The sequence below is a fragment of the Cryobacterium aureum genome (assembly GCF_002954245.1).
GTDB lineage: Bacteria > Actinomycetota > Actinomycetes > Actinomycetales > Microbacteriaceae > Cryobacterium > Cryobacterium aureum.
On record NZ_PPTG01000029.1, the window covers coordinates 180,179 to 205,998 of the forward strand.

General features: G+C 66.2%; 20 protein-coding genes. 9 read left to right on the forward strand and 11 right to left on the reverse strand.

All coding sequences use genetic code 11. The annotated features are described in order from the left end of the window. Positions 1–365: 365 nt before the first annotated feature. The 3 genes from CJ028_RS12055 to ddaH all read right to left on the reverse strand — a co-directional run bounded on the left by CJ028_RS12055 (position 366) and on the right by ddaH (position 3,710). Positions 366–1,334, reverse strand: coding sequence for an acetylxylan esterase (locus CJ028_RS12055; RefSeq protein WP_105035478.1), 969 nt, complete (start codon positions 1,332–1,334; stop codon positions 366–368). Positions 1,335–1,560: 226 nt separating this feature from the next. Continuing rightward, positions 1,561–2,826: an ornithine--oxo-acid transaminase gene (gene rocD, locus CJ028_RS12060; RefSeq protein WP_105035479.1), complete on the reverse strand. Its 1,266-nt coding sequence runs from the start codon at positions 2,824–2,826 to the stop codon at positions 1,561–1,563. 29 nt (positions 2,827–2,855) lie between these two features. Beyond that, entirely contained in the window at positions 2,856–3,710 is an 855-nt protein-coding gene (gene ddaH / locus CJ028_RS12065; RefSeq protein WP_105035480.1) for a dimethylargininase, read from the reverse strand. 225 nt (positions 3,711–3,935) lie between these two features. On the opposite strand from ddaH, the gene CJ028_RS12070 reads away from it, so the two are divergent. After that, complete coding sequence (locus CJ028_RS12070) at positions 3,936–4,373, forward strand: Lrp/AsnC family transcriptional regulator (protein ID WP_092106650.1); 438 nt, start codon at positions 3,936–3,938, stop codon at positions 4,371–4,373. A 73-nt stretch (positions 4,374–4,446) separates the two neighbouring features. Here CJ028_RS12070 and CJ028_RS12075 read toward each other — a convergent pair whose 3' ends face one another. Further along, complete coding sequence (locus CJ028_RS12075; protein WP_105035481.1) at positions 4,447–5,211, reverse strand: ABC transporter permease; 765 nt, start codon at positions 5,209–5,211, stop codon at positions 4,447–4,449. A 113-nt stretch (positions 5,212–5,324) separates the two neighbouring features. On the opposite strand from CJ028_RS12075, the gene CJ028_RS12080 reads away from it, so the two are divergent. The 3 genes from CJ028_RS12080 (at position 5,325) to CJ028_RS12090 (ending at position 7,125) form a co-directional block, all read left to right on the forward strand. Beyond that, positions 5,325–5,702: a GntR family transcriptional regulator gene (locus CJ028_RS12080; RefSeq protein WP_105035482.1), complete on the forward strand. Its 378-nt coding sequence runs from the start codon at positions 5,325–5,327 to the stop codon at positions 5,700–5,702. A 68-nt stretch (positions 5,703–5,770) separates the two neighbouring features. Then, positions 5,771–6,766, forward strand: a complete 996-nt coding sequence (locus CJ028_RS12085; RefSeq protein WP_129590476.1) for a hypothetical protein — start codon at positions 5,771–5,773, stop codon at positions 6,764–6,766. Further along, positions 6,763–7,125, forward strand: a complete 363-nt coding sequence (locus tag CJ028_RS12090) for a GntR family transcriptional regulator (RefSeq protein ID WP_439099042.1) — start codon at positions 6,763–6,765, stop codon at positions 7,123–7,125. Before CJ028_RS12085 ends, CJ028_RS12090 begins: the two co-directional genes overlap by 4 nt. Positions 7,126–7,231: 106 nt before the next feature. On the opposite strand, the gene CJ028_RS12095 is transcribed toward CJ028_RS12090, so the two are convergent. The 4 genes from CJ028_RS12095 to CJ028_RS12110 form a co-directional block, all read right to left on the reverse strand. Then, positions 7,232–8,221, reverse strand: a complete 990-nt coding sequence (locus tag CJ028_RS12095; protein WP_105035484.1) for an NAD-dependent epimerase/dehydratase family protein — start codon at positions 8,219–8,221, stop codon at positions 7,232–7,234. Positions 8,222–8,231: 10 nt separating this feature from the next. After that, positions 8,232–10,943, reverse strand: a complete 2,712-nt coding sequence (locus CJ028_RS12100) for an alpha/beta fold hydrolase (protein WP_105035485.1) — start codon at positions 10,941–10,943, stop codon at positions 8,232–8,234. Continuing rightward, entirely contained in the window at positions 10,943–11,965 is a 1,023-nt protein-coding gene (locus CJ028_RS12105; protein ID WP_105035486.1) for a 3-oxoacyl-ACP synthase III, read from the reverse strand. Before CJ028_RS12105 ends, CJ028_RS12100 begins: the two co-directional genes overlap by 1 nt. A 204-nt stretch (positions 11,966–12,169) precedes the next feature. After that, positions 12,170–15,751, reverse strand: coding sequence for a proline dehydrogenase family protein (locus tag CJ028_RS12110; RefSeq protein ID WP_105035658.1), 3,582 nt, complete (start codon positions 15,749–15,751; stop codon positions 12,170–12,172). 157 nt (positions 15,752–15,908) lie between these two features. Here CJ028_RS12110 and CJ028_RS12115 point away from each other — a divergent pair, with 157 nt between their 5' ends. After that, entirely contained in the window at positions 15,909–16,883 is a 975-nt protein-coding gene (locus CJ028_RS12115) for a LysR family transcriptional regulator (protein WP_105035487.1), read from the forward strand. 187 nt (positions 16,884–17,070) lie between these two features. Here the strand turns inward: CJ028_RS12115 and CJ028_RS12120 are convergent, their stop codons facing one another. Continuing rightward, positions 17,071–20,784, reverse strand: a complete 3,714-nt coding sequence (locus CJ028_RS12120) for a choice-of-anchor I family protein (RefSeq protein WP_240607227.1) — start codon at positions 20,782–20,784, stop codon at positions 17,071–17,073. Positions 20,785–20,919: 135 nt separating this feature from the next. Between CJ028_RS12120 and CJ028_RS12125 the strand changes: the two genes are divergently transcribed. Together CJ028_RS12125 and CJ028_RS12130 are read left to right on the forward strand one after the other, a co-directional pair. Further along, positions 20,920–22,485: a phytoene desaturase family protein gene (locus CJ028_RS12125; protein WP_105035488.1), complete on the forward strand. Its 1,566-nt coding sequence runs from the start codon at positions 20,920–20,922 to the stop codon at positions 22,483–22,485. Between the two features lie 47 nt (positions 22,486–22,532). Continuing rightward, positions 22,533–23,063: an SRPBCC domain-containing protein gene (locus tag CJ028_RS12130; protein WP_205684011.1), complete on the forward strand. Its 531-nt coding sequence runs from the start codon at positions 22,533–22,535 to the stop codon at positions 23,061–23,063. A gap of 85 nt (positions 23,064–23,148) precedes the next feature. On the opposite strand, the gene CJ028_RS12135 is transcribed toward CJ028_RS12130, so the two are convergent. Further along, positions 23,149–23,706 (reverse strand): acyl-CoA thioesterase, encoded by a 558-nt coding sequence (locus tag CJ028_RS12135; RefSeq protein ID WP_105035490.1) that lies wholly within the window; start codon positions 23,704–23,706, stop codon positions 23,149–23,151. Positions 23,707–24,025: 319 nt separating this feature from the next. Here CJ028_RS12135 and CJ028_RS12140 point away from each other — a divergent pair, with 319 nt between their 5' ends. Beyond that, positions 24,026–24,490 (forward strand): MaoC family dehydratase, encoded by a 465-nt coding sequence (locus CJ028_RS12140; RefSeq protein WP_105035491.1) that lies wholly within the window; start codon positions 24,026–24,028, stop codon positions 24,488–24,490. A gap of 31 nt (positions 24,491–24,521) precedes the next feature. Here CJ028_RS12140 and CJ028_RS12145 read toward each other — a convergent pair whose 3' ends face one another. Beyond that, on the reverse strand, positions 24,522–25,088 hold the full coding sequence (locus tag CJ028_RS12145) for a nuclear transport factor 2 family protein (RefSeq protein WP_105035492.1): 567 nt from the start codon (positions 25,086–25,088) through the stop codon (positions 24,522–24,524). 165 nt (positions 25,089–25,253) lie between these two features. Between CJ028_RS12145 and CJ028_RS12150 the strand changes: the two genes are divergently transcribed. Continuing rightward, positions 25,254–25,793 carry a MarR family winged helix-turn-helix transcriptional regulator gene (locus CJ028_RS12150; protein ID WP_205684019.1) on the forward strand — a complete coding sequence of 180 codons (540 nt, stop codon included), beginning with the start codon at positions 25,254–25,256 and terminating at the stop codon, positions 25,791–25,793. Positions 25,794–25,820: the final 27 nt, after the last annotated feature.

Here is a 25,820-nt window from a genome sequence, read left to right on the forward strand (position 1 = left end):
GATGCCGCCGAAAATCCCCGGCAACTGCGCGTCGGAGACCTCTCCATCCGAGGCCGTGAGCGCATTCACAATGACATCTCGGTCGTCGGTCGTGACATCGAAGCCGGGTCCATTGATGATCTCGAGCCGCGCGGCATCATCGGGCGTACCGGCAATCTCATCGCGAAATCCCTGGTCGGTCGTCTTACGCGCCGCGCACGCCGTTGCTGATTCTTTCGACAGTGAACCCCCCGGTCAGGACTCCCGTGCTGCGTTAACTCAACGTAAACATGTCCACGTTGGGCCTGCAAGGAATCGGTCGGATGTCTGGCCCCCACTTCGCGGGCGTGCAGTCCGTCCGGTTATGGTCATTTGACCCGGTTCGGCTATGCGTCCTTCAGGTGCTCGCGGAAGGCCCGCAGGGCGAGGGCGTCGTCTTCCCAGGCGCCGCCCTCGTGGCCGTTGTAGGGCCAGACCGTGATTTGCTTCGGGCCGGCATAGTTGTTGTAGGCCGCGAACACGGTCGACGGCGGGCAGATAGGGTCCATCAGTGCCGCCGTCATGGTCACCGGCGCAGTGGCCCGTTTCGCGAAATTGACCCCGTCGAAATAGGAGAGCACGTCGTGCACCCGCGCTACCTTCAGCCGATTGGTCGCGAGGTACTGTCCGAGCTCACGGTACGGCAGCGCGTCGGTGATGACGGATGCGCGCGGAAAGTCGCAGAGAAACGGAACCCGCGCGACGACCGCGGCCAAGTCGGGTACGAGCCCGGCCACGGCGAGGGCGATGGCGCCGCCCTGGCTGGTGCCCGTGACGCCGACCCGGGCTGCGTCGACGAGTGCGAGGCTGCGAGCCGCAGCAACCGCCCGCACCGCGTCGGTGAACAATCGGCGATAATAGTACGTCTCGCGAGAATCAATGCCGCGGGTCAGAAACCCGGGTACCTGCGGGCCGCTCCCGACATCGTCGGCGGTATCGCCCGTGCTGCCGCCATATCCCTGCCCGCGCACGTCCATCTCGAAATGCGCGAAACCGGCGGATGCCCAGAGCAGGTTCTCGAAAGCCTGCCCGCGGCCCCGACCATAACCGTGAAATTGCACGATGGCCGGCAACGTGCCCGTCGCTCCGGCTGGAACGCGCAACCAGGCCTTGACCGGCTGCCCGCCGAACCCGGCGAAGGTCACGTCGAACACATCGAGCGTGCGGAGGCCGGCATCGACCTTCCGGACGGTGAGATTGAGCGGATGCTGGTGCGCCTCGGCGAGCGTTTCGGCCCAGAACGCGTCGAAGTCGGACGGATCAGCCTGACCGCTGCGATAGGCACGGAGTTCGGCTTCGGGCAGGTCGGTGTACATGCCTGCCAGCCTAGAGGCCCCTGAGCGTTGGGCCGGGGCCAACCGTCACGCGCGTCCAGGCGCTTGCTACAGCTGCGAACCCGCAGATCAGCACCCAGTGTGGCTGATTCAGGAAAACTGCGTCTACACGGACACGGCGCCCGCGGAATCAGACGGCTGAACCGGATCCGCCGATGGATTTCCTGAATTAGCCACGCACAGAAGACTTGATGGAGGTGCCCGAGGCCTACTTCGCGGCGGCGAGGTCGGCCAGTACGAGGCGCAGCTGCTCGATGGCCCAGTCCACGTCGTCGGCGGAGACTACGATCGGCGGCGCGAGGCGGATGGTCGATCCGTGCGTGTCCTTGGCGAGCACGCCGCGGGCCAGGAGCGCCTCGCAGACGACGCGGCCCGGGGCGAGCGACGGGTCGATATCGATGCCGGCCCAGAGCCCGACGCCGCGCACCTCGACCACGCCATGTCCGATGAGCTCGGCGAGCCCGGCGTGCAGGCGGGTGCCGAGTTCGGTCGCGCGCTGCTGATATTCGCCGGTAGCCAGCATTTTCACGACGGCGAGGCCGACTGCCGCGGCGAGCGGGTTGCCGCCGAAGGTCGAGCCGTGCTCGCCCGGGTGCAACACACCGAGGATGTCGGTGTTGCCGACGACGGCCGAGACGGGCACGATGCCGCCGCCCAAGGCCTTGCCGAGCAGGTACAGGTCGGGCACGACGCCCACGAGGTCGCAGGCGAAGGTCGAACCGGTGCGGCCGAGCCCCGACTGAATCTCGTCGGCGATGAACAAGACGTTGTGCCGTGTGGTGATCTCGCGCACGGCGGGCAGGTAAGCCGCCGGAGGCACGACGATTCCGGCCTCACCCTGGATGGGCTCGAGCAGCACGGCGACGGTGTTCTCGTCGATCGCTGCCTCGAGCGCGGCGGCATCGCCGTAGGGCACGGTGCGAAAGCCAGGCGTGAACGGTCCGAAACCGGCGCGGGCAGACTCGTCGTCGGAGAAGCTGATGATGGTGGTGGTGCGGCCGTGAAAGTTGCCGGCGGCGACGATGATGTTGGCCTGGTCTGGCGCGACGCCCTTGACCCGGTAGCCCCAGGCACGGGCTACCTTGATGCCGGATTCGACGGCCTCGGCGCCGGTGTTCATCGGCAGCACCATGTCTTTACCGGCCAGTTCGGCGAGCGCGGTCACAAAGGGACCGAGCTGGTCGTTGTAGAACGCCCGGCTGGTGAGCGTGATCCGGCCGAGCTGCGCGCGGGCGGCATCCAGCAGCACCGGGTTGGAGTGCCCGAAGTTCACGGCGGAGTAAGCGGCGAGGCAGTCCAGGTAACGGTGACCGGCAACATCCGTTACCCAGGCGCCGTCGCCGGAGGCAACGACAACCTCGAGCGGATGGTAGTTGTGCGCGGCGTGCGCGCTCTCCTGGGCGATGAGTGCGGCGGCCTCAGGTGAAACGGATGCCGCGGCTACGGCCTGCGCGTCGGTCAGGTTCGTGGTCATGTCGTTCTCCTTCAGGTTGATTGGGGCGGTTATCGGCGCAGCTCGAGCGTGCAGCACTTGACGCCGCCGCCGCCCAGCAGCAGCTCGGACAGGTCGACGCCGATCGGGTTGTAGCTGCGGGCGCGCAGCTGTCGTTCGAAGTCCTTGGCGCGGGCGGCGATGACGACGTTGTAGCCGTCGGAGTAGGAGTTGAGGCCGAGAATGGCGGCGTCTTCTTCGGTGACGATGATGGCGTCGGGGTAGCGTTCCTGCAGACTGGCCAGACTCGGCGCGTCGAAGGCGCTGGGTAGGTAAGCGATGTTCGTGTCGTCCAGCACGGCGATGGCGGTGTCGAGGTGGTAGAAACTCGGGTTGATCAGGCGCAGGGTGATGACCGGGCGTCCGGCGATAATCGAGAGTTCAGCGTGGCTGTTCGAGTCGCTGCGAAAACCGGTGCCGGCCAGGATAACGTCGCCGACCAGCAGAAAGTCGCCCTCGCCCTCGTTGGTCTCGACGGGCACGCGCACGTCGAAGCCGTTGGCGCCGAACCAGTCCATGTAGGCGGGACCCTCTGGCTGGCGCTCGACGTGGGTGAATTTGGCTCCGTAGGCCTGGTTATCGATGACGAAACCGCCGTTGGCCGCGTAGACCATGTCGGGCAGGCCATCTATCGGGTCAATCAGGTGCACATCGAAGCCGAGGCCAATGTAGGCGTCATAGAGGGTCTGCCACTGCTTGACGGCGAGGGAGGTGTCGGTGGGCAGGGCCGGATCCATCCACGGGTTGATGCGATAGACCACGGTGAAAAACTGCGGCTTGCACATGAGCACGGTGCGCTTGGTGGCGATGCGCACGGGGACGGCTGGCTCTTCGGCAAGAACGGGGGCGGCTGAGTTGATCGACATGAGACTCCTTCGGGGATCCGCGGGCCTTCGAGCCGACGGAACTCGGGGTGGATGGCGGACCAGGTCGCTCACGAGAGCCCGGCTCGACCAAACGTGATCGATCCGGGACGCCGCCCTCAGTCTCACACAGCATGATTCAACATTTCACGCTGATCTGCGCAAGAAATCTTCGAGAATTGCCATAGTGACGCAATTTTGCGCAGCACGGTCGCCTAGACTCGCCCCATGGACAACCTCGACCACAGCATTCTCGACCTGCTGCGCCAGAACGCGCGCGCCGGCTACGGTGACATCGGTTCCGTGGTGGGGCTGTCGGCATCCGCTGTGAAACGCCGCGTCGATCGGCTGGTAGCCGACAAGGTGATTCGCAGCTTTACGATTCAGGTCGACCCGGCGGTCGACGGCATGAGCACGGAAGCCTATGTGGAGCTGTTCTGCCGCGGCACCGTAGCGCCAGATGAATTACTGCGCATTCTCTCCGGCGTGCCCGAAGTCGTCGATGCGGGAACCGTCACCGGCAGCGCCGACGCGATGGTGCACATTCGCGCCCGGGACATTCCGGGGCTGGAGGCGGCCCTCGAGAAGGTGCGCCTGGCCCCTAACGTGGACCACACTCGCAGTGCGATCGTCTTGTCCCGATTGATCCATCGCTCAATCGAGTAGCAATTCTTCACGCGAAAGCGGGAAATTCGTTGCTTCGCGGGAGCTGAAGCAGCAAATTTCCCGCTCTCGCGGGCTAGGCGACCGGCTTTTGGCGCACGGGCGAGATCAGGTGCAGCAGGGTGACCGCAGCGATCGAACCGGCGCAGAGGATGCCGGCCAGCACGACGATCTGGAACCGGCCAGCCTCCAGCGGTGAGGCTCCCCCGAAGATCGCTCCGACGAACGCGCCCGGCAATGTCACCAGCCCGGTGGTCTTGGTCTGGTCGGTGGAGGGAATGATGGCGAAGTAGACGGCCTGCCTGGCCAAGTCGCGGGTGGATTGCCGCGGCTTGGCCCCGAGCGCGAGCCAACCCTCGACTTCGTCCCAGTGATCGCCGACCGCCTCGTCGAAGCGGCGTCCGCTGAGCGTGGCGATCGACATGGCATTGCCGATGATGATCCCGCCGATCGCAAGCACGTAGCGTGGTGAGAATTCGATCGCCCCGGTCGTGAACACGATGGTGAGCGTCACGCCCACTCCGAGCGCCATCGCGGCGGCCACGCGGACCAGGTGCGAGCGGCTGAAGCCGATGCGGCGGGTGACGGTGCCGACGGCCGCCGCGAACATGACGAGCAGTCCGACGCCGACCCAGAGCGGATCGTTGATGATGCCGCTGAGAATGAGGCTGATCGCGGCGAGCTGCAGGGTGCCACGCAGCAGCGCGAGTGCCGGGGCGAACGGATGCTGCGTGCGATAGACCCGCAGCACCGTCGCGACCACCGCGAGCAGCAGCACAACGCCGACCAGCGTCGGCACCAGCCCGGCAAGCTCTGCGGGGAGATCGGCCGGAAAGGTCATGCCCCGAGCCTACGGGCCCTGAGGAACATTCCCCAGGAACGTACCGTGGGTATGCTGTTGCGGCATTCGTTGTAGCGAGGCAAAATTGTTCATAACGTTGAACGGAGAGTCCCGTGCCCGCTTCCTTTATTGCCATTGATTCGCATTCGAGCACGCCCCCGTTTGAACAGCTGCGCAGCCAGGTGATTGCGGCTGTGCGCTCCGGCGAGCTGGAGCACAATACCCGCCTGCCGACCGTGCGCGCCCTCGCTGCAGAGCTCGGCTTGGCGACGAACACGGTCGCTCGCGCTTACCGCGAGCTCGAGCGCGACAGTGTTATTGAAACGCGCGGCCGGTTCGGTTCGTTCGTCGCTCCCAACGGCGATGCGGCGGAGCGGAATGCACAGGCCGCAGCCGACGCATTCGCTGCCCGCATCGAGCAACTCGGTGTTGGCCCGGGCGAGGCCCTCGCTCTCGTCACCGATGCTCTGAGTCGCCGATCTGACTCCTGAATATCGGCCTTGCGGCCTGAGTTTTGTATTGCTACTCTGGTACAAAACGCGCACAAAGGGAGGGTTTCGTGGATCCAGTAACAGCCACCTTTGCGGCCCTGATGGTGGCGGGCGTCGGCATCCGCTTGATTCGAAGCGCGCGTGCCGAACCCCGCAAGCGGATGCTCAATGCGTACTCCCAACAGGTCGGGCTCGCGTTGGTTCCCGAGATCGTTCCCGAGCTCTCCCTGCGGCTGTATCGCCGCGAGCGTGCCTGGATCGTCGGGTCGATGGTCGGCCTCGTTGCGGGAGTCACGACTTTGGTGGTGACAGACAGTAGCCAGAGCCCCTGGAACGGGCTCCTGGTCGGTATCGCGATGATCGTCGGGTCAACGATCGCGATGATCGTCAAAGATTCCCGCTCAGCTTTCACACCTGTTCCCGACGCACCCCGGCTGGCCCGCAGCGTCTCACCGGGACTGGCCGACTACGTAACGCGGGTCGACCGCACCTTCTCACTGGGTCTGCTCGCTCTGGCCACCCTTGGTTATATCGCTGTGCTCGGGGTCATCGCCATCAACCCGAGCCGGGTGTTCGACGACGTGTCAGTGCGATCCATTCTCTGGCCGGCCGGGCTGCTGCTGGCGCTGGCGACCGCCGCAAGCCTGGTGACCTGGGCGGCGGCCGGCGCGCTGCTCAGCCGTGGCCAGCCGGCCAGTACGTTCATCGAGCTGGCCTGGAGCGACGCCTTTCGCAGCAGCACCCTGCGGAGCCTGATCTACATTCCGGGCATCATTGCCGCCGTCAGCTCTGGCGTTCTGTTTCTGTCCCTGAGCTGGGAGATCAAGCTCCCGGCCCCGGGCTCGGTTGGCGAGATTCTGGTGAATTCCTTCACGATCATGGGGCCGATTCTGCTCGGCATCGTTGCCGCCTGGACCATCACCAGCCTGCGCAATCGCAGCACGACGCACTACCTGCGCCGGCTCTGGCCCGAAACAGCCGTCGAACTCGACCGGCGCCGGAGCGCGCGCGGTGCCATCGACGATCAGCCTGATGCGGACAGCCGAACGAGATCCTCGGCATGATGCTGCTGGTCGATCCGCGTTCGGCAACGCCGCCGTACGAACAATTACGAGTGCAGGTGCTCGCCGCGGTACAGTCGGGCGACCTGGCTCCCGGCGACAAGCTGCCGACCGTGCGCAAGCTGGCCGAAGACCTGGGGCTGGCCGCCAATACCGTAGCCCGCACCTACCGCGAGCTCGAGCGCGACGGGGTCATCGAGACGCGCGGCCGCAACGGATCCTTTATCGCCGCGAGCGGCAACGCTGCCCAGCAACAGGTGCAGGTCGCGGCGGCCCTGTTCGCCGGCAAGGCGCGCCAACTGGGCGTCGCACCCGAGGAAGCGCTGGGGTTTGCGCGCGCGGCCCTCGGCATCCACTTGTAGCTGCCGCTACTTCGGACGGGGCCCAGGCCCCGTCCACGGGCCCAGTTTACAAACTGGGCCCACGGTCCGGGCCCAGGCCCCGTCCGGACTAGATCCGGGTCGGACGTTACCGAGCGGAGCGGTAGTGGGCCGCGAGGCGCTCGAAGCCCTCGTCGAGGGAGACAGCGGGGGTCCAATTAAGGTCGGCGCGCGTGCGACGCTGGTCGAACCAGTGCGCGGTCGAGAGCTGCTCGGCCAGAAACCGGGTCATTGGCGGCTGATCGCCCCCCGGTCGACGCCGCCAGATGGTCTCAATGACCGAACCGGCCACCCGGGCAGCGGATGCCGGCACCCGCCACCCGGGCGCGGCCACGCCTGCTGCCCCGCAGATTCCGGCGAGGAGTTCAGCGACCGGGCGTGGTTCACCGTTGGTGATCACGTAGGACTGACCGTGAACCGACACAGCGGCGTCGAGCGCCGCGTGGATCGCCGAGGCCGCATTGTCGATGTAGGTCGTGTCGATGAGCGCCGCGCCGTGTCCGAGCAGCGGCAGCCGTCCGCGGCGGGCGCGGTCGACGATTCGGTCGATCAGCTGGGTATCGCCCGGACCCCAGACCAGGTGCGGGCGCACGGCGACCACGCTGAATCCGGAAGCATCAGCGGCGAGCGCGAGCAGTTCGGCCCGAGCCTTGGTTCGGGCATAGTCGCCGCGGGCGTGCTCGGGCGAGGCAGGCAGTGCGTCGGAGCCCGCGATCGACGAACCGGCGTGCGCAACCGAGGGCGACGAGACGTAGACGAAACGCGAGACGCCGGCATCCTGGGACGCCTGCAGCACGGTACGAGTGCCACCGACGTTGACCGCCTCGAACTCGGCCGGGTCACCGGTGAGTGAGACCTTGGCGGCGAGGTGCACGACCGCGTCCATGCCGCTCACGGCGTAAGCGAGGCCGGCATATGGGATGTCGGCGGCCGTCGTGATCGAGCCGTGCACGTCTTCGATGCCCGGCAGGCCCGACGACCGACGCTGAAAGGTGCGCACCTCGTGCCCGGCCGAGCTGATGCGGTCGGCGACGGCGCGACCGAGAAAGCCGCTGGCTCCCGTCACCAGCACTCTCATAGCGCGCCCCTCATGGCTTAGTCCAGCGACCACCCGCGAGGATGCCGGTCGCCCAGCGCGAGAGCCGGCTGCGGTCGATCTTGGAGTTGTGCCGAATGTCGGTCGGCAGACCGGAAACGACGAGCACGGCGGCGACCGGTGAGCCCACGGCCGCGCGCACTGCGGCAGCGAGGGGCTCTGCAGCTCGGTGCACCCGGCGGGCCGGCGGTACCGTTTCGATCACGGCGACCTGCTGTTGGGTGCCGAGTGGGCCGACACCGACGAAGGCCGCGCGAAAAACGTCGGGCAGGTTTTCGATGCGCTGCTCCGGCCCGACCGGGGTGGTGACGCCGGCGGCCGTCACGATGATGTGCGGCATTCGCCCCTCCACCCAAAGGCGGCCTGCACTGTCGAGGTGACCGACGTCGCCGGTGCGATGCCACCGTTCGCCCGCCACTGCGCTGCGGCGCGAGGCACGCTCGGTGAGCCAGAGCCGGTCGTAGTGATCCTTGACATGCGGCGCCGACACGACGATCTCGCCGGTCACGTCGGGTTCCTCCGACAGGTCGCCAACGGATGCCCCACTCGCGTCGAGCGCGCTGATCCGGATGCGAGTGGTCGCGGTCGACCCGCCGACGCAGACTCCCCCGGCGGGGTTCGCGGTGTCACTCAGCGACTCCGCGGCGGCGCGAATCCCCCCGAGCGTGATGTCGGCCATGAGCAGGCCCTCGGTCATGCCGTATGGCGTGTGCGCGGTTGCCCCCGGCATGAGGTGGGCGGCCTCCGCGAGCAGGCTCTCCGAGATGGGGGCGCCGGCTGAGAGAAAGCGCTGCACGCCAGCGAGCGCGGCGTGATCGGCGGGGGTGAGCGCGTCGGCGGTCGCGACGACATTCACCAGGGCGGCGGGCGAAAGAAAGACGACGGTCGCGTCAATCGCGGCGACGGCGGCCGCGACCGCGGTGGCGGTGAGGGTCTTGGGCGCCGTCACGTCCATGTCGGGGGTGACCGACCGAGCACCGAGGGCCGGACCGAGCAGCGCGAACGGAGCGAATCCGGCGACGAGGCCGGTGCCGACGCCGACGCCGTACTGCAGAAAGAGGGCGCGGCTCACAGCGGAGAGCTGGCCGTGCGTGTAGACGACACCCTTGGCCGGGCCGGTCGACCCGGAGGTGAACAGCACGGCGGCCGGGTCGGCGGGCACCGGCTCGACCGGGAGTTCGTCGCCAGCTGCGAGCCGCGCCTGACCCAGATCGATCAGCTCGGCGAGGGTGTGCTCGATGCCGAGCAGCCGGGCCATCGGCGCCGGAAAGCGGGCGACCGAGATCTTACGTCCGGGCCAGCCGAGCGCGCGGGCGGCCATCAGGCCGGGAGCTGCTCCGATCACGAAGTCGGGGCGGGCACCGCGCACGGCGCGGGTGAGGCCGGCCAGGCCGAGGCCGGCATCCGCTACGACGACGATCGCGCCGATGCGCACGCAGGCGTAGAGCACCGCGGTGAGGTCGGCGCTCGGCGGCACGAGGAGGGAAACGCGGTCGCCGGGCCCCACGCCAATGTGCACGAGACCGGCCGCGATCTGGCGCACGCGCCGAGAGAGTAGCCGCCAGCTGACCGTGCGCGGGGCCGGCTGCATGTCGACGAGGGCGGTCTCGTCGGAGTCCTTGAGAGTGTCTAGGTAGTGCCAAAGCGGATGCGTCCCCACGGCTTGCCACGCGGCCGTCGGTCCCTCTGTGGCGGTCTCGCTCGCAGCAGACTCGCTGTCCGCAACGGCATCGCCCAACCAGAGCAGCGCGGTGGCGGCGTAGTCCGCGTCTTCGGCGATCAGGTGCCCCGCGCCCTCGAACCGGTGAACGTGGGCGTGCGGCATCCGTTCGACCAGGTCGTCGAGGTAGCGGTCGCTGAAAATCGGATCCCGGGGGCCCCAGAGCAGCAGCGTCGGCACCGCGAGCGACCGCACGGTCTCGGCGATGCGGTCGAGTTCCGGACGACTCTCGTGCGTGAGCGCCACCGGGATGTCGGCGACGAAGCCGCCAATTCCGCCACGGCGGTCGCTCGTCAGGTACGGAGCGTGGTAGCCGCGCTTGACCTCGGTCGACAGTGGCGGATGTGCCAGCGCCAGCGTCGTGGCGAGAAAGGCCGGCGTGGCCACGGTCGCCGGTCCGAGAATGCCGCGCCCGAGCGCGAGCCGCAACGGCCCCGGAATCTTGTCGCTGACGCTCTGGTGCACCGCGGTGTTGAGCAGCATGATGCCGGTCAGCAGTTCGGGGTGGTCGACGGCCCAACCGAGCGAGACGACGCCGCCCCAATCGTGACCGAATGTGATCACCGGGCCGGCCAGTTCGAGGGCGTCGGTGAGGTCGCCGAGGTCTTGCACCCGGCGGGCGAGCGGGCGGAACACTCCAGTTCGCGCCGAGAAGCCCATGTCGAGCTGGTCCACAGCGATCACACGCCAGGCGGGCGCACCCGACTGTGCTGCATCCCTTGCTTCAGACAACAACCTGCGCCAGAGATACGACCAGGTCGGGTTGCCGTGCACGCACAGAATCGTTCCGACCGGAATCACTCCGAGCGCATCAAGCTGCGGCCCGTTGTCGAGCAGGTGCCAGCCGTGGGTCACGCCGCCCGCAGTACCGTTCTCCTCGACGTCAATGAGCCGTGACCACCCTGCGTCCAGCCCTGACAGGCCCGTCGGCGGCAATGCGGCCGGGACCGAGGTAGCGACGGGCAGGCGACGGGGGCCCACCATCACCAGACGAGTTCCATCATGGCGGTGTTGAGCCCGGAGCCGACGCCCATGAGCAGCACCCGGTTGCCCGGCTCGAGCTTCGACGTCTCCTGCGAGAGCGTAATCGGAATCGACGCCGGGCCAACGTTGCCGAGCGTTGGATAGGTCAACGGCACCTTGGTTTTATCCATGCCGGTGGCCTTCACGATGGCGTTGGTGTGCACGTCCGAAACCTGGTGCACGATGTAGCGGTCCATGTCCGACCAGCTCCAGTCGCGTTTGGCTTCGGTCCAGGCCGAGACGACCAGTTCCATGCCGCCCTTGAGCAGCGCCTTGGCGTCGGTGAACATGCCGTCGACGCTGCCGACGCAGAGTCCGTTGAACTGGGTGGCCGCGCGGGTGACCCCGCCAAGGATGCGGTGTCCGGCGGGGTGGGCATCCGCTGGGCCGAGCACGGCAGCGGCGGCGCCGGAACCGAGGGTGAGGCTCGCGAACTCACTCATGAAGTCTTTGCGCTTGATACCCGGGCGGCCCAGGCGGTCGATGGTGTTGGCCTGGATCTCGTCGGCGTCTTCGCCGTCGATGATCACGGCGTACTTGACCTGCCCGCTGTCGATGAGCTGCGCGGCGAGCGTCATACCGTTGACGAAGCCGAGGCAGGCGTTGGCGATGTCGAAGTTGATCGCCGACGACGGCAGGCCGAGTCCGTGGTGGATACGCACGGCCACCGAGGGTTCGAGGTGCTTACGAGTGACCGAGGTGTTGATGAGCAGGCCCACGTCGCTCGGCTTGATGCCGGCTTCGTGCAACGCGATCTTGCCTGCCTTGACCGCGGCGTCGTCAAAGGTCTCGTTCGGGCCCCAGTTGCGTCGCTCGTAAACACCAGCCACGCGCTGCAGCAACCCGGTGGGCAGTTTGAGGCGCGTCAAAACGGGCTTCAGGCGTCGGTCGATTTCTTCGGACGTCGTGATGAGGGGCGCCATCAGGCTGGCTACCGACAACAAAGCGACGTTTCGATGCGTCGTCGTCGCGTTTCCGTTCAAGCGTGAACCCCTGTCGAATTGTGGACAGCGGTAATCATACGTCCCCTATAAGTTTGCCCCATGAAACTGTATGCAAACCGCATGCGACCTGTGAGCGCTCGGGGGGGCCGTGCAAAACTGCGGAGATTGCGCTGGCGACCGCCCGAAATCCAGCAGCTAGGGGCGATAGGACGAAATCTCCGCAGATCTGACCGCTGATTCGGTTTAGATCACGCCCTCGGAGAGTGTGCTCGGGTTGCCGAACCGGTGCGCGGTAATCGAGATGGCCTGTTCCCGCATAAACGGCAGCACCTCGATGCGGCCGGCCTGGGTGACCGCGTTTGAGTACACCGCGAGGTCTGGGCTGCCGTTGACCGCTTCGGCCAACGCGGATGCCTCCACCCGCGCTCCCAGCACTGGGTCGCTGCCGATGAGGCGCACCCGGCTGGCCGTGATTCCGCCTGAACGGGCGCGGCCCAGCCATTCCTCGTCGGTTTCGACGACCACCGGGATCTCACGCTGGGCGAGGATATTGCGCACGGCTGGCGGCACCGGAACGCTGCTCGACACGTCGTAGCGTGACGTCGACAGTGTCGCGGCGGCGATCACGCGCAGCAGCTGCGCGAGCGTTCCGCTCTCGGACAGGCGTACCGTGACCGGCAGCGCGCGGTAGCGGAACAGGTTGCGCTCCACTCCGAGACCGGTCGCGTCGCGCACGACGTTGAATTCCTCGCGCCAGGCGAGGGCATCGCTCACTGCCGAACGACGCAGCACGTCGAAGTCGGCGTAGTCGAGGAACGGCTGGCTGGCTTCGATGATGTCGGTGACCCGCTGCTCGAGGCCGCGCAGGTGCAGGGTCGAGCTGTTGCGGCCCGGTTCGTTGACCCAGCTGCCGAGGCCGTAGAGGTAGTTCGGTCCGCCGGCCTTGGTGCCGGCGCCCACGGCTGAACGCTTCCAGCCGCCGAACGGCTGGCGCTGCACGATGGCGCCGGTGATGCCGCGGTTTACGTAGAGGTTGCCGGCTTCGATCGTGTCAACCCAGAGTGCCAGTTCATCGGCGTCGAGCGAGTGCAGTCCGGTGGTCAGGCCATAGTCGACCGCGTTCTGAAAGCGGATGGCTTCTTCCAGGTTGCGCGCGTGCATCACGCCGAGCACCGGTCCGAAGAACTCGGTGAGGTGAAAGTACGATCCGGGAGCGACACCGGTGCGAATTCCCGGTGACCACAGCTTGCCGGTCTCATCGAGCTGCTTCGGCTCGACCAACCACTGCTCTTCGGCGCCGAGGGTGGTGAGGGCGTGCAACAGTTTGCCGTCGGCCGGCATCATGATCGGACCCATCTGGGTCACCGGGTCGCTCGCCGGGCCGATCTTGATCGAGGTCGCGGCGTCGACCAACTGGCCGAGGAAGCGCTCCGATTTGGCGACCGATCCGACCAGGATCACTAGGCTCGCGGCCGAGCACTTCTGGCCGGCGTGACCGAAAGCGCTCTTCACGACGTCGGCGGCGGCCAGGTCGAAGTCGGCCGACGGGGTGACGATGATGGCGTTCTTACCGCTCGTTTCGGCGAGCAGCGGCAGGTCGTGCCGGAACGAACGGAACAGCTCGGCCGTCTCGTAGCCGCCGGTGAGAATGACGCGGTTCACCGCGGGGTGCGCGATGAGCTTGGCTCCGAGGTCACGGTGCGGCAGGTTGACCAGCGCGAGCAGCTCGCGCGGGATGCCGGCTTCCCAGAGGGCTTCGACGACGACCGCGCCGGTGCGCTGGGCGACGGTGGCGGGCTTGACGACGACGCCGGCACCGGAGGCGAGGGCGGCGAGCATGCCGCCGGCCGGGATAGCGGTCGGGAAGTTCCACGGCGGGGTGACCACGATGAGCTTGGACGGCACGAAGATCGCGCCCTGCACTCGGTCGAGGTCCTTCGCCCGCTCGGCGTAGTAGTGGGCGAAGTCCACGGCCTCGCTCACCTCGGCATCGCCCTCTGTGATGGTCTTTCCGCACTCGCTCGCCATGACCTCGATCAGGCGATCGCGGTTGGCGGCGAGCGCCAGCCCGGCACGGTGCAGCACGGCGGCGCGTTCGGCGCCGGTCTTCTGGCCCCAGGCGGCTCCGGCCTCGAGCACACCGTCGATGATCAGGTTGAGTGCGGCCTCGTCGGGAACGGCGGCGGCCTCAATCGTCTCGGTACCGAGAACGGATGCGTCAGCCCGGGCCAAAATCCGTCGGCCCCAGGCGCGGTTGGCGGGCAGCGAGGGGTCGGTGTCGGGTTCGTTGTGGAAGGTCGAGTGCAGGGGAACCGAGCCGCGGGTGATGCCGAGCAGCGCACTGGTCAGTTGCGGGTCGGCGTCGGAAGCGGTCTCGATGCCCGTGCTGCGGGCATCCGTGTGGGCGGCGGCAAGCCGATCAAGGTCGTAGCTGCTGGAGCGGTCCTGCACGCGGTTGGGCGTGGGTACCCGGTCGTCGAGCGCGTCGAGGGAGGCCTGGAAGCGGGCCTTTTCGCGGTTGAACAGCTCGGGGTTACTGGTCAGCTCGAACACGGCCGACATGAAGTTTTCCGAGCTCGCGTTCTCTTCGAGACGGCGAATGAGGTAGCTGATGGCCACGTCGAACTGGGACGGGTCGACAACGGGCGTGTAGAGCAGCAGTTGCCCGACGTCCTTGCGCACGGCTTGGGCCTGGCCGGTCGCCATGCCGAGCAGCATCTCGAACTCGACCCGGTCGTCCACGCCGCGGGCGACGCTGAGCAGGTGCGCCCAGGCCACGTCGAACAGGTTGTGGCCGGCGATGCCGAGCTTGACGGCGTCGGTGTTCTGCGGGGTAAGCGCCCAGTTGAGCACGCGCTTGTAGTTGGTGTCGCTGTCCTGTTTGCTCGAAAAGGTGGCGAGTGGCCAGTCGTGCAGGGCAGCGTCGACGTGCTCCATGGCGAGGTTGGCTCCTTTGACCAGGCGCACCTTGATCGGCGCTCCGCCAGCGGCGCGCCGGTTCTGGGCCCAGCGGGTGAGTCCTTGGATGGCGCTCAGGGCGTCGGGCAGGTAGGCCTGCAGCACGATTCCGGCCTCGAGCTGGGCGAGTTGCGGCTGGTCGAGCAACCCCTCGAACACCGCGATGGTGAGGTCGAGGTCGCGGTACTCCTCCATGTCGAGGTTGATGAACTTCGGGGTAGCGGATGCCGCAGCGAGCTCGAACAGCGGCGTCAGCCGCTCGATCACGCGGGCAACGGTCTCATCGAAGGCCCACATCGACAGCTGACTGGCGATCGAGGACACCTTGATCGAGACGTAATCGACGTCTGGGCGTTCGAGGATGCGCTTGGTGCCCTCGAGGCGTTCGAGCGCTTCCTTCTCACCGAGCACGGACTCACCGAGCAGGTTGATGTTGAGGCGGTTACCGCCCTCTTTCAGGTGCACGAGCGCGGGGCCGAGCTTGTCGGGGGTCGCGTCCACGACGAGGTGACCGACCATCTGGCGAAGCACGGTGCGGGCGGCGGGAATGACGACCCAGGGCAGCACGGGGCCCAGGATTCCGCCGAGCCCGATGGCCGCGCGCATATGCGGCGGCAGAAAACCGGGCGCCTTCTTAGCGACTTTCTGCAGGCTGTAGCCGGCTACCATCTTATCTTCGGGGCGCATGACACCGTCGACGAAGCCCACCGTGAAGTCCAGGCCGTTCGGATCCTTCAGCACGCCGGCGAGCCGCTCGGCCGCGGCATCCGCTGGGATGGTGGCGCTTTCGTCGAGCCATTTCTTAACGAGCGCGACGACCTCCGTACTGAAATCCTCGTTGGCGGGGCGGATGGAGGCGTTGGTCATGGTCACGAGACTAGTCTTTCGTTCGCGGATGGGTTGCTCTGGTGGTTCAAGTCTGGGGCCAGCCTATATTTAGCAAAAGCAATTGTTTATGCATGATATTCGTTACAATTTCTAATGATTTGGTTTCGGGTGGGGCAATGGGTGTAGGGGGCAGCGGATGCTGGATGTCAGACGGTTGCGGCTGCTGCGCGAGCTAAAGATTCGTGGCACCCTCGCCGGGGTCGCCGAGGCCCTCGCCTACAGTCCTTCTGCGGTGTCACAACAACTCGCGCTCCTCGAAAAAGAGGCCGGCGTCGTGCTGCTGAAGAAGGTCGGCCGGCGCGTGCAACTCACCCCGCAGGCCGAGATACTGGTCGAGCACACCACCCACCTGCTGGAGCGGCTCGAACTCGCAGAGGCCGACCTGCGGGCCAGCACCACGACGGTTTCTGGCACCGTGCGGGTGGCCGTGTTCCAGTCGGCGGCCCTCGCCGTGATTCCGCGGGCACTCACCTTTCTGGCCGAGGAGTACCCGGCGCTCCGGGTCGAAGTGACCGAACGTGAACCCGAGCGCGGTCTGTTCGAGGTGGCCGCACGGGACTTCGACCTCGTGCTGGCCGAGCAATATCCCGGCCACACTCGCGCGCACTGGCCCGACCTTGACCGAGTCAACCTCGCGACCGATGCGCTGCGGCTCGCGGTACCGCCCGCGGAGAGTGCCCAGGACGGCGCAGGGCGGGTCAGCGCGGCAACCCTCGAAGAGACCGCCGGCCTGCCCTGGGTGATGGAGCCGGTGGGTACGGCGTCCCGGCAGTGGGCCACGCAGCTGTGCCGCTCAGCCGGGTTCGAACCCGACGTGCGGTTCGAGACCGCCGACCTGATCGCGCACATCCGCTTGATTGAATCAGGCAATGCGGTGGGCATCCTTCCCGACCTGGTCTGGGCCGGGCGCATGCCGGCCGTGCAACTGCACGACCTGCCGGGCACCCCGCACCGCACCCTGTTCTCGGCCGCGCGCCGCTCGAGCGCGCAGCGCCCGGGCGTGGTCGTGGTACGCGCCGCCCTCGACCGGGCGGTGAGCAAGGTGGCCAAACCCACCGAATCCGACCCGCTGGAGCCGCCGCGCCCGTTCGAGCCACTAGCGCCGCTCTAGTCGCCCCACTCCCCCTCCGCCTCCGCCTCCGCCTCCGCGAGAGCGGGAAAAGTGTTGCTTCAGCCAGTGCGAAGCGACACTTTTCCCGCTTTCGCGTTCGGATTGCGCCCGGCGATCAGCCGCGTCGCATGACCGCCCAGTCAAACGGATGCCCGGCGCGAGCACCGGGGCATCCGCTCAGTGAGACTTACGCCTGCAGGGCCTGGCGCTTACGACGGACCAGAACGAGTCCGGAACCGAGCAGCAGGAGCAGCGCGGCGAGGCCAGCCGGGGCCAGCGAGGCGCCGAGTGCCGGGATGGCGCCCAGTGCGCTCGTGCTGGCTGCTGCGACGACGGTGACCGCACTACTGATCGGCTCGAGGCCGATCGAGCTGATCACGAGCGTGTGCGCTCCGACCGGCGTGTTGGCCGGGATCACCGCGGAGAACGTCGCGACTCCGGCAGCGTTGGCCGCGAAGGTGCCGAGGTTCACCGGCGTGGAGTAGAGCGTGCCGGTGACCTCCTGGCCGGGGTTCAGCCCGGAGACCGTGACGGTGACCCGCTCGCCCGGGGTGAAGACGGCGTCACCCACATCGATGCTGGCCCAGTCGGTGCCGGCCAGTACTGCGCGGCCGAGCGGTGCCGGCATGACGAGCGCGTGCTCCTCGAAGTACCCGACGGTCGCGGCGAGGTCAGCCTGGCCGGTGTCCGCGGCGCTGGTTCCGGCGGCGAAGGTCGTGAATTGATCGCCGCCAGAGGCCAGGAACGAGTTCACCGCCACGCGGAACACGTCGGTCGGGGCGATGGCCACACCGTTCAGCGACATGCCGACGATGTGCTCGCCCAACGCTGCGTCGGGCTCATAGCGGTAGCTGAACCCCTCCGAAACACCGAGGTGCAGCTTGGCGCGGCTGGACTGCCACTGCTGTTCGAGCACCGCGCGAAGCTGGGTACCGGTGAGGTCCATCGTGACGAGGGTGTTGGCGAAGGGCTGCACCGTGGCGACCTCTTTATAGGTCACCTTGCCATCTTCGCCGTAGACCAGGTCGGTGCGCACGCCGCCGGGGTTCATGAATGCGATCTCGGCCGGTTCACCGCCGAAGCCCGCGTTCGAGGTTGCCCAGAGCTGAATGTCGGCCACGAGGTTACCGAGGCTCGATTCCGACCCGCGGTCCTCTGCCACACCGTTGTAAGCACGTTTGATGTCGGCGCTGATGGCACCGACCGGGGCGGATCCGACAATGTCAGCCTGTGCGGCGGCATCCGTCACGATTTGCGCCACGGCGGTGTCGGCCGGGTAGAGGCCGGTCGTTCCATTGTGCAGGTCCACCAGGGCGCTGGTCATCGAGACGACCTCTTTGGACGCCGGGTCAACCGCGATTTTCAGCTGATCGAGGTTCATGCCGTACTGGCCGCTTTGCAGGACCGGGCGATTGAGCCCGTCTGCCCAGCCATCGACCGGGTAGGAGCAGTTGTAGGTGGCGTGGGTGTGGCCGGAGAGGATCGCATCGATACTGGCTGATGCGCCGCGGATCAGGTCGCCATAGAGGGTGTCAGCGTCACCGATCGCGGCGCAGTCGGTGCCGACGCCACCCTCGTGGGTGAGCAACACGATGACATCGGCTTCGCCGTTGGTCGTGTTGCCGTCCTGCAGCTGCGCGGCCACCCGGTTGGCGGCCTCGAGCTGGTCGCCGAACTCAATCTCGGCAATACCGGCCGGGGAGACCAGCGAGGCGGTAGCTGCGGTGACGGTGCCGATGAAGCCGACGTTCACGCCGTCGATTTTCTTCACCCAGTATTCCTGCAGGGCGGGAGTTTTCGTGCCCGTCAGGTAGACGTTGGCACCGAGCGCGTAGCGCGGGTCGCCGAACGATGACCGAACCCGGCCGCTGAGGTCGTCCCAGCCCGCATCAAACTCGTGGTTTCCCACAACGGATGCGTCCAGCCCCGCCGCGAGGAGCGCCTTGATCGTCGGTTCGTCCTGCTGCGAGAATGACGTGAAGGTGGAGGCGCCGATGTTGTCGCCGGCCGAGACGAACAGGGTGTTCGGGTTTTCCGATTTCAGCTGGGCAACGGCTCCGGCCAGAACGGCCGCGCCGGCCTCCTGGTTTCTGGCGTTGGCTTCGAGGCGACCGTGAAAGTCGTTGATGCCGAGCACCTGAATTTCGGTGGGGATGGTGTTGATCGAGAAGATCGTGGTGGTTCCGGAGACCTCGTTCCCGACGGCGAGCATCGGCTCACCGGTCGGCGAGTCGGTGGCCGAGATGAACGTGACGCCCTCGGGGCCGAGGTCGCCGGCCGAAGGCAGGTCGGCGGCGCCTGTACCGGCGTCGACGGAGGCTTCCATCGAGACCGCGAAGTTGCGGTTGTTGAGGTAGGTCACGAACTTCGCGTCGGTCGGGTCGGTGATGTCGTAGGCCATGATGCCACCAACACGTTCCAGGCCGATGAAGGCGTAGGTGCGGCCGTCGATAGCGCCGATGGCGAGGTTCTCCGGCTCCGGGCCCTTGTCGTCGCTGCGGCCCTCGAGGTTCGACTCGCTGTGGTTGGAGTTGAAGTACGCCGGGTTGGCCGCGGAGGTGATGCGCTCGAAGTCTTCACCCGAGTCGAAGGTCTGGGCGCCGTCGGTGTCCCAGATCGAGAACGAGCGGGAGCCAAAAGCGTAGAGCTCGTCGTAGCAGCTGTTTGCAGTGTTGTAACCGTTTTCCTTGGTCACATTTAGGCGGCCCAGGGCGGCATCGGTGTTGAGGCCGAACAGCGGGCTGTCGGCGCAGATCGTGAGGTTCTTGGCATGATCACCCTCGACGTAGCTGCCCCACTCGCGGGCGTCACCCTCGTTGGCGGTGACCAGGTAGGTCTCGCCGGACCCTGCCCTGTACGCGTTCATGCCGTCGGGCATGTACATGCCCTTGAGGCCCGGGTAGGTCTGAATGTTGACGGCCAAGTCCTTGTCCGAGGCGTCGATGCCGTGGCCCGCGAGGCCGTGGTCCTGAAAACCGAGCGATCGCACTTCGGTGACCTCGGCAGCTGCGAGGTTGACCACAGCGACCGCGTTGGCCTCCTGCAGGGCTACGTAGGCGGTAAGGCTGTTCGGGTCGATCGCGACATACTCGGGCTCGAGGTTGCGGGAGACCGGAAAGTCCGCTTCGGGGGTCGGTCCGAAGATGCGGACATCGGAGCCGAGCGTCTTGGAGCCGCCGGCCTCGAAGTCGTGAAAGTCGGCGGTAGCGACGATCGTCGGCAGGGCGATTTCGTCGAGAGGCAGCGTGACGACGCTGATGGAGCCTTGGGGGTCAATCGTGAAAGGAACCGCTGCGCCCGGGTCGTTGGGTTCGCCCTCGTTCGCCGAGACCGCATACTTGCCGTTGGCCGAGATGCTCACCATGTCGGGCAAGGCGCCGACAGTGACCGCACCGAGAATCGCGCTTTCCGCGAGTTCGTTGGCGTTGAAGAAGACGAGCCAGCCGGCATCCGTCTTGGTGGGAGATTCGATCGCGATTGCGCCGAGACCGTCGGCGCGCACGGCGACCGAGTTGGCGGTGGAACCGGTGGGAATGAGCGAGGTGCCGCCGTCGATGGCGGTCCCCGCGACACTGAGGGAGAACTGCTTGACCGGGGTCGTCGGGTCGGCGATGCTCAGCACGTCCACGGCGCCCTGGGCTGCGTTGACCACGAAGAGTCGCTTACTGGTGGCGTGGTAGGTCACGATCTCGGCGGCGGACTTGTCAAAGGTGCCGGTCTCGTACGTTCCCAGCGGTGCCAGGTCGAAGTACGGGTCGGTCCCCGATGCGGTCACCGGTGCCGCGACGATGGCAGCGGATGCCGTGGGCACCGCCGGAACCATCGCGCCCAGGGCGAGTGCGGCGCAGGCCGCGACGGCCATTCCAACAACGGGAAGGCGGCGGCGTGTGGGGCGTCTCATGCGGTGGATCCTCCTGTTGCAGACAATGGATGCCCTTCTGTGTACGGGTTGCAGGTGACTCACGGGTGAATACCAGGTGACTGATAGGTTCGGCCGGTCATTCGATGGGCGCGGCGCACTGGCTAGGCTCTGCTCATGAGCGAATTCAGACACAACGTCGTGATCATCGGCGGAGGCCACAACGGCCTCGTCGCCGCCACCTACCTGGCCCAGGCTGGCCGCAGTGTGCTCGCGCTCGAGCGGGAGAAGCAGGTGGGCGGCGCCGCCATTTCAGCGGATGCCTTCCCCGGCTCAGGCGCGCGCCTCTCGCGCTACTCCTATCTGGTGAGCCTGCTGCCGACCAGAATCATCCGCGAGTTGGGCCTCGATATCGAGCTGGCCAGACGTCGGTACTCGTCGTACACCCCGGGGCACGCTGGAGGGCTGCTCGTAGACCAGGGCGACCCCGAGGCGACCAGGGCATCGTTCGAACGCCTCGGCGCCGCGGCCGATTTCGAGGCTTGGAATTCCTTCTACGACGACACCGCCCGGCTGGCGCGCGCCGTATTTCCCACGGTCTGCGAACCCCTGCTCACCCGCTCGGAGGCTAAGCGGCTGGTCGGCGACGACGCACTCTGGACCGCGCTGATCGAGCAGCCACTCGGCGACACGATCACCGACCGGTTCACGAACGACCTCGTGCGCGGCGTTGTGGCAACCGACGGCCTCATCGGCACCTTCACGAGCCTCGATGACTTCACCCTCGACGCCAACCGCTGCTTTCTATATCACGTGATCGGCAACGAAACCGGGGACTGGGACGTGCCGATCGGCGGCATGGGCGCCGTGACCGGGGCACTCGAACGCGCGGCACGCGAGGCCGGTGCGCGGCTCGAAGTCGGTGCCGACGTCACGTCGGTCACCCCCGACGGCGCCGTGGAATACCGTCAGAACGGGCGCCTGGAGACGGCGAACGGCGGCGTGCTGCTGGCTAACGTTGCACCGTGGGTACTGCGGGGGTTGCTGGGTACTGGAGGCGGGGCATCCGCTGCAGAAGTGAAGCCCGAGGGCGCCCAGGTGAAGGTCAACCTGCTGCTTAGGCGCCTGCCACGCTTGAAAGATGCGAGCGTGTCGCCCGAAGCCGCATTCGGCGGCACGTTTCACATCAACGAGAGCTACGAGCAACTGCAGACCGCGTATGTTCAGGCGGTGTCGGGCGAGATTCCCGAGCCGGTGCCGTGCGAGATCTACTGCCATTCCCTGACCGATCCGAGCATCCTCTCGCCGGAATTGGCCCAGACCGGTGCGCACACCCTCACCGTATTCGCCCTGCACACGCCGAATCGGGCGATCGCCGAAGCGAACAACGACCAGATGCGGGCGCAGCTGCAGGCCGCCGTGTTGCGCTCGCTCAATTCGGTGCTCGCCGAGCCCATCGAGCCGCTCTTGATGACGGATGCTGCCGGTCGCCCCTGCCTCGAAACCAAGACCACGCTTGACCTCGAGCACGCACTGAATCTGCCCGGCGGCAATATTTTTCACGGCGGGCTATCCTGGCCGTTTCTGGAGGATGACGCGCCGCAGGGCACGTCCGCCGAGCGTTGGGGAGTCGCCACCGAGCATCCGCGCATCCTCATTTGCGGAGCCGGAGCCAGGCGCGGCGGCGGGGTCAGTGGGCTCGGCGGCCATAACGCCGCGATGGCCGTGCTCGAAGGGGCCTAGCGTGTAGCCGACCCTCTCAATGTGGCCTAACCTGAGGTTATTAGCGCATGTCACTCACAGTGGAGGTCCCCATGTCAGCCAAGCCCACCGGACGCCTCGTACAGCGCGAGGACGGCCTGTATCTCATGCTTAATCGGCTGTTCAACGCGCCCATCGAGCAGGTGTGGGCGAGCCTGACCCGCCCAGCCGAACTCGAGAAGTGGATCGGCACGTATTCCGGGTCGCCGGCGACCGGCGCAGTCAAATTCAAGATGACGGCGGAGCCCGACGCCAAGTGGGAGTACGTGTGTATTCGCGAGTGCCAGGCTCCGCACCGCTTCAACGGCGACTTCGGCGAGGGTGAAGATTCCTGGCGTGCGCTGTTCCACCTGGTCGAGGGCGACGGCATGACCAATCTGACCTTTGGGCAGCGCCTGCGCTCGGCGAGCGAGGCCGCCACGGTCGGCCCCGGCTGGGACTACTACCTTGATCGCTTGGTCGCCTCCCGCGCCGGCCTGCCCCTGCCCGAGTGGAATCACTACTACCCAGCGCACGCCCAGTTCTACAAAGACCTGATCGTTCCGGTGCGCACAGCCTGACTGGGCCGCGAGAGCGGGAAATTCGCTGCTTCACGGGTGCTGAAGCAGCAAATTTCCCGCTCTCGCGATCCGTGGAGTGAGAGCGCTAGCTCCAGACGCTCGGGGCCGGGGCGCGCGTGGGCGGCGCTGCCGCTGCGCGCGCCCACTCGAGCAGCCATTCGGGCACCGTCACGTCAGCGGGGGCTACGCCGATCGCCTCGAGCAGCTCGTCAATCGTGACGATTCCGCCGGTGCGCTTGAGAAAGCGACCACGGATATAGCCGTGAGCGTAGATCTCGAGCACGCCGTCGGCATCCGGTCGCACGAAACGCTGCTCGACGTAGACGGCCTTCTCGTCGAAACCGAGGATGCGAGACTCCACCGTGAACTTCTGTCCGACCGTGAGCGACTTGCGAAAGCTGATGGTCTCGGAGACCACGACCGGGTACCAGCCGCGCTGTTTGAAGATGGCCCAGACGCCGGTGCGGTGCAGCATGTCGAAGCGGGCTACGTCCATGATCGACAGGTAGACGCCGTTGTTCATGTGCCGCAAAATATCCTGGTCGGTGGGCAGGGTCACGAAGTTGGTGCGCGCGACATCGAAGTGACCGAGCCTCGGGCCGAACTTCGACAGCAGGGCGTGGAGGAGGGTTCTGAAGAACATATGCACGAGACGATATTAACGAAGCGGGCGTGATCGCGAGCAATCCGTTGTGGATGGGCACCAGCATCCGTCGCCTCAACGGGGGTTGCCTGCACGATGTGCCACAGTCAGCCGTGGTTTCCCGATCGCCGCCGGCAACACCGCCGCAACTTCGGGTGTAACTCATGGGGTTTTGTCATAGCCTCGAGGGTGACATCGGAAGACAACCACCTGGAGGGACCACCGCGTGCACGAGGAAACGCTCAGAAACGTGTTTGCGCCTGGCCAGGCACCCGAGGGCACCCCCCGGGGGGATCCACAACCTGAGAGTCCTCCTCGCGTGTTCAGAAGCGTTGAAGAAGTGCGCAATGAAATCGGAAAAATCGTTGGGTTCAGCCCTCCATTTCGCGTCACGCAACAAAAGGTAGACGCGTTCGCCGACCTGACCGGCGACTACGAATGGATCCACGTCGACCCCGTCAGAGCCGCCTTGGGGCCATTCGGAGGTACGATCGTGCACGGTTACCTCACGCTGTCGCTTATCGCCCGCTTCGCGAGCGAGGTTTTTCGACTCGAGTTCGAGTCGGCAACGCTCAACTACGGATTAGACAAGGTACGTTTTCCCGCGCCGCTGTCGACCGGGTCGCTGGTGCGCGCGAAAGTGTCTTTCACGAGCATCACTGATCATCCTGCAGGGTCACTGGTCGCGGTGCGGTACATTCTTGAGGCCGAGAATGTCTCCAAGCCGGTGTGCATCGCCGATACGTTGTTGCTCGCGTTGTCGGCATCGGATCCAGCGAGGTAGGTCCTGATTTGAACCCTGACCGTACGTGTGCTCAGCCGCGTTTGTCCTGGTAGGGCGCGTTCGACGCCTTATGTTCGGGCCTCTGATACAGGTCAGCGGGAGTCGGTTCATACGGATAAGTTGTGGTTTGGCTCGACTCGAGATAGGTCGTGATGCGCCGACGGATCCGCCAGCCCGCCGGCGTGCGCACATATGCGGTGTCGTAGTAGCCCGACACGGAGCGGGCTTGGCTGCGACCATACTCATTCGTCCCAGAACCCTCGAACTTGAAGTGGACTCGCCCGACGGCAGTGTCCCCGGCCAGAGTGAAATGCGGAACGTGCAGAAAGTGCATGCCGCTGAGCGGCTCATTCTCGCAAAAGTCAGCCAGGTTACTGCGACCCTCCACCAGATTCTGCGCTGCCATTCCCACGAGCTGACGCCCCTGATAGATCCCGTCCTCCGTAAACAACTCTGACCACGGTCCAGACTGTCGGCTGTCATAGAGGAAGCCGTATTCCCCTTCGAGATCAAGGAGAGCGAGTCGATCTTCGGCGGCCTCCAGGCGCTGCTCAATGTCGAGCGTGTCGACGTTTTGCGTGGCGGCTCTGGCCATCATTTTGCTCCTGAAATCCAGCGTGAACAAAATTGTCTAGGACGCTAGTCGACATAAGCGCTGCCGTCGACACTTGTGTTAATCCACCAGGTAGTGAACGCTGCCGCCGATGCACCAGACGGGGTGATGTATCCGTGTACCGTGGAAGGAATTAACCGAAGGATGTACATGGTGGCTAATTCAACACCGCTGACCATAGATCCCATTGCGGAAGCTCGTCGCCAGTGGGCCGAGCACGGGTGGGGCGATGCCGCCGACGGCATGGCGGCAGTCACATCCATCATGCGGGTGCAGCAGCTCATGCTGGCGCGGGTCGAGGCCACGCTGAAGTCCTTCCGACTGTCTTTCGCGCGGTACGAGATGCTCACGCTGCTCAGTTTCACCAAGGACGGAGCTCTCCCGATGACGAGTGCGAGTGTGCGACTGCAGGTCCACCCAACGAGCGTCACCAACACCGTAGACCGGCTGGAACGTGATGGGCTGGTCAGGCGCGCGGCACATCCAACAGATGGTCGTGCAACCCTGGTCGTTCTAGAAGATGCCGGACGCGAGCTGGTCGCTCAAGCATCGGCCAGCCTTAACGAAGAGGTGTTCGTCCGGCCCGGCCTCGTGCCAGACGACATGACTCAGCTCATCCACATCCTGGCGCGCTTCCGGCGCAACTCCGGCGATTTCGTCGACCCTCCAGTGCAGCCCAATCCGCTCTAGCGCACAGAAAGATGTAACTAAGTCCTA

Excerpts from the sequence above, each read along its gene's own strand:
- CJ028_RS12110 (WP_105035658.1), bottom strand. The coding sequence starts at position 15,751 with ATGACCAACGCCTCCATCCGCCCCGCCAACGAGGATTTCAGTACGGAG.
- CJ028_RS12070 (WP_092106650.1), top strand. The coding sequence starts at position 3,936 with ATGGACAACCTCGACCACAGCATTCTCGACCTGCTGCGCCAGAACGCG.
- CJ028_RS12100 (WP_105035485.1), bottom strand. The coding sequence starts at position 10,943 with ATGGTGGGCCCCCGTCGCCTGCCCGTCGCTACCTCGGTCCCGGCCGCA.
- CJ028_RS12115 (WP_105035487.1), top strand. The coding sequence starts at position 15,909 with ATGCTGGATGTCAGACGGTTGCGGCTGCTGCGCGAGCTAAAGATTCGT.
- CJ028_RS12075 (WP_105035481.1), bottom strand. The coding sequence starts at position 5,211 with ATGACCTTTCCGGCCGATCTCCCCGCAGAGCTTGCCGGGCTGGTGCCG.
- CJ028_RS12095 (WP_105035484.1), bottom strand. The coding sequence starts at position 8,221 with ATGAGAGTGCTGGTGACGGGAGCCAGCGGCTTTCTCGGTCGCGCCGTC.
- CJ028_RS12120 (WP_240607227.1), bottom strand. The coding sequence starts at position 20,784 with ATGAGACGCCCCACACGCCGCCGCCTTCCCGTTGTTGGAATGGCCGTC.
- CJ028_RS12130 (WP_205684011.1), top strand. The coding sequence starts at position 22,533 with ATGTCACTCACAGTGGAGGTCCCCATGTCAGCCAAGCCCACCGGACGC.
- rocD (WP_105035479.1), bottom strand. The coding sequence starts at position 2,826 with ATGACCACGAACCTGACCGACGCGCAGGCCGTAGCCGCGGCATCCGTT.
- CJ028_RS12125 (WP_105035488.1), top strand. The coding sequence starts at position 20,920 with ATGAGCGAATTCAGACACAACGTCGTGATCATCGGCGGAGGCCACAAC.
- CJ028_RS12150 (WP_205684019.1), top strand. The coding sequence starts at position 25,254 with ATGGTGGCTAATTCAACACCGCTGACCATAGATCCCATTGCGGAAGCT.
- CJ028_RS12135 (WP_105035490.1), bottom strand. The coding sequence starts at position 23,706 with ATGTTCTTCAGAACCCTCCTCCACGCCCTGCTGTCGAAGTTCGGCCCG.
- CJ028_RS12055 (WP_105035478.1), bottom strand. The coding sequence starts at position 1,334 with ATGTACACCGACCTGCCCGAAGCCGAACTCCGTGCCTATCGCAGCGGT.
- CJ028_RS12090 (WP_439099042.1), top strand. The coding sequence starts at position 6,763 with ATGATGCTGCTGGTCGATCCGCGTTCGGCAACGCCGCCGTACGAACAA.
- CJ028_RS12145 (WP_105035492.1), bottom strand. The coding sequence starts at position 25,088 with ATGATGGCCAGAGCCGCCACGCAAAACGTCGACACGCTCGACATTGAG.
- ddaH (WP_105035480.1), bottom strand. The coding sequence starts at position 3,710 with ATGTCGATCAACTCAGCCGCCCCCGTTCTTGCCGAAGAGCCAGCCGTC.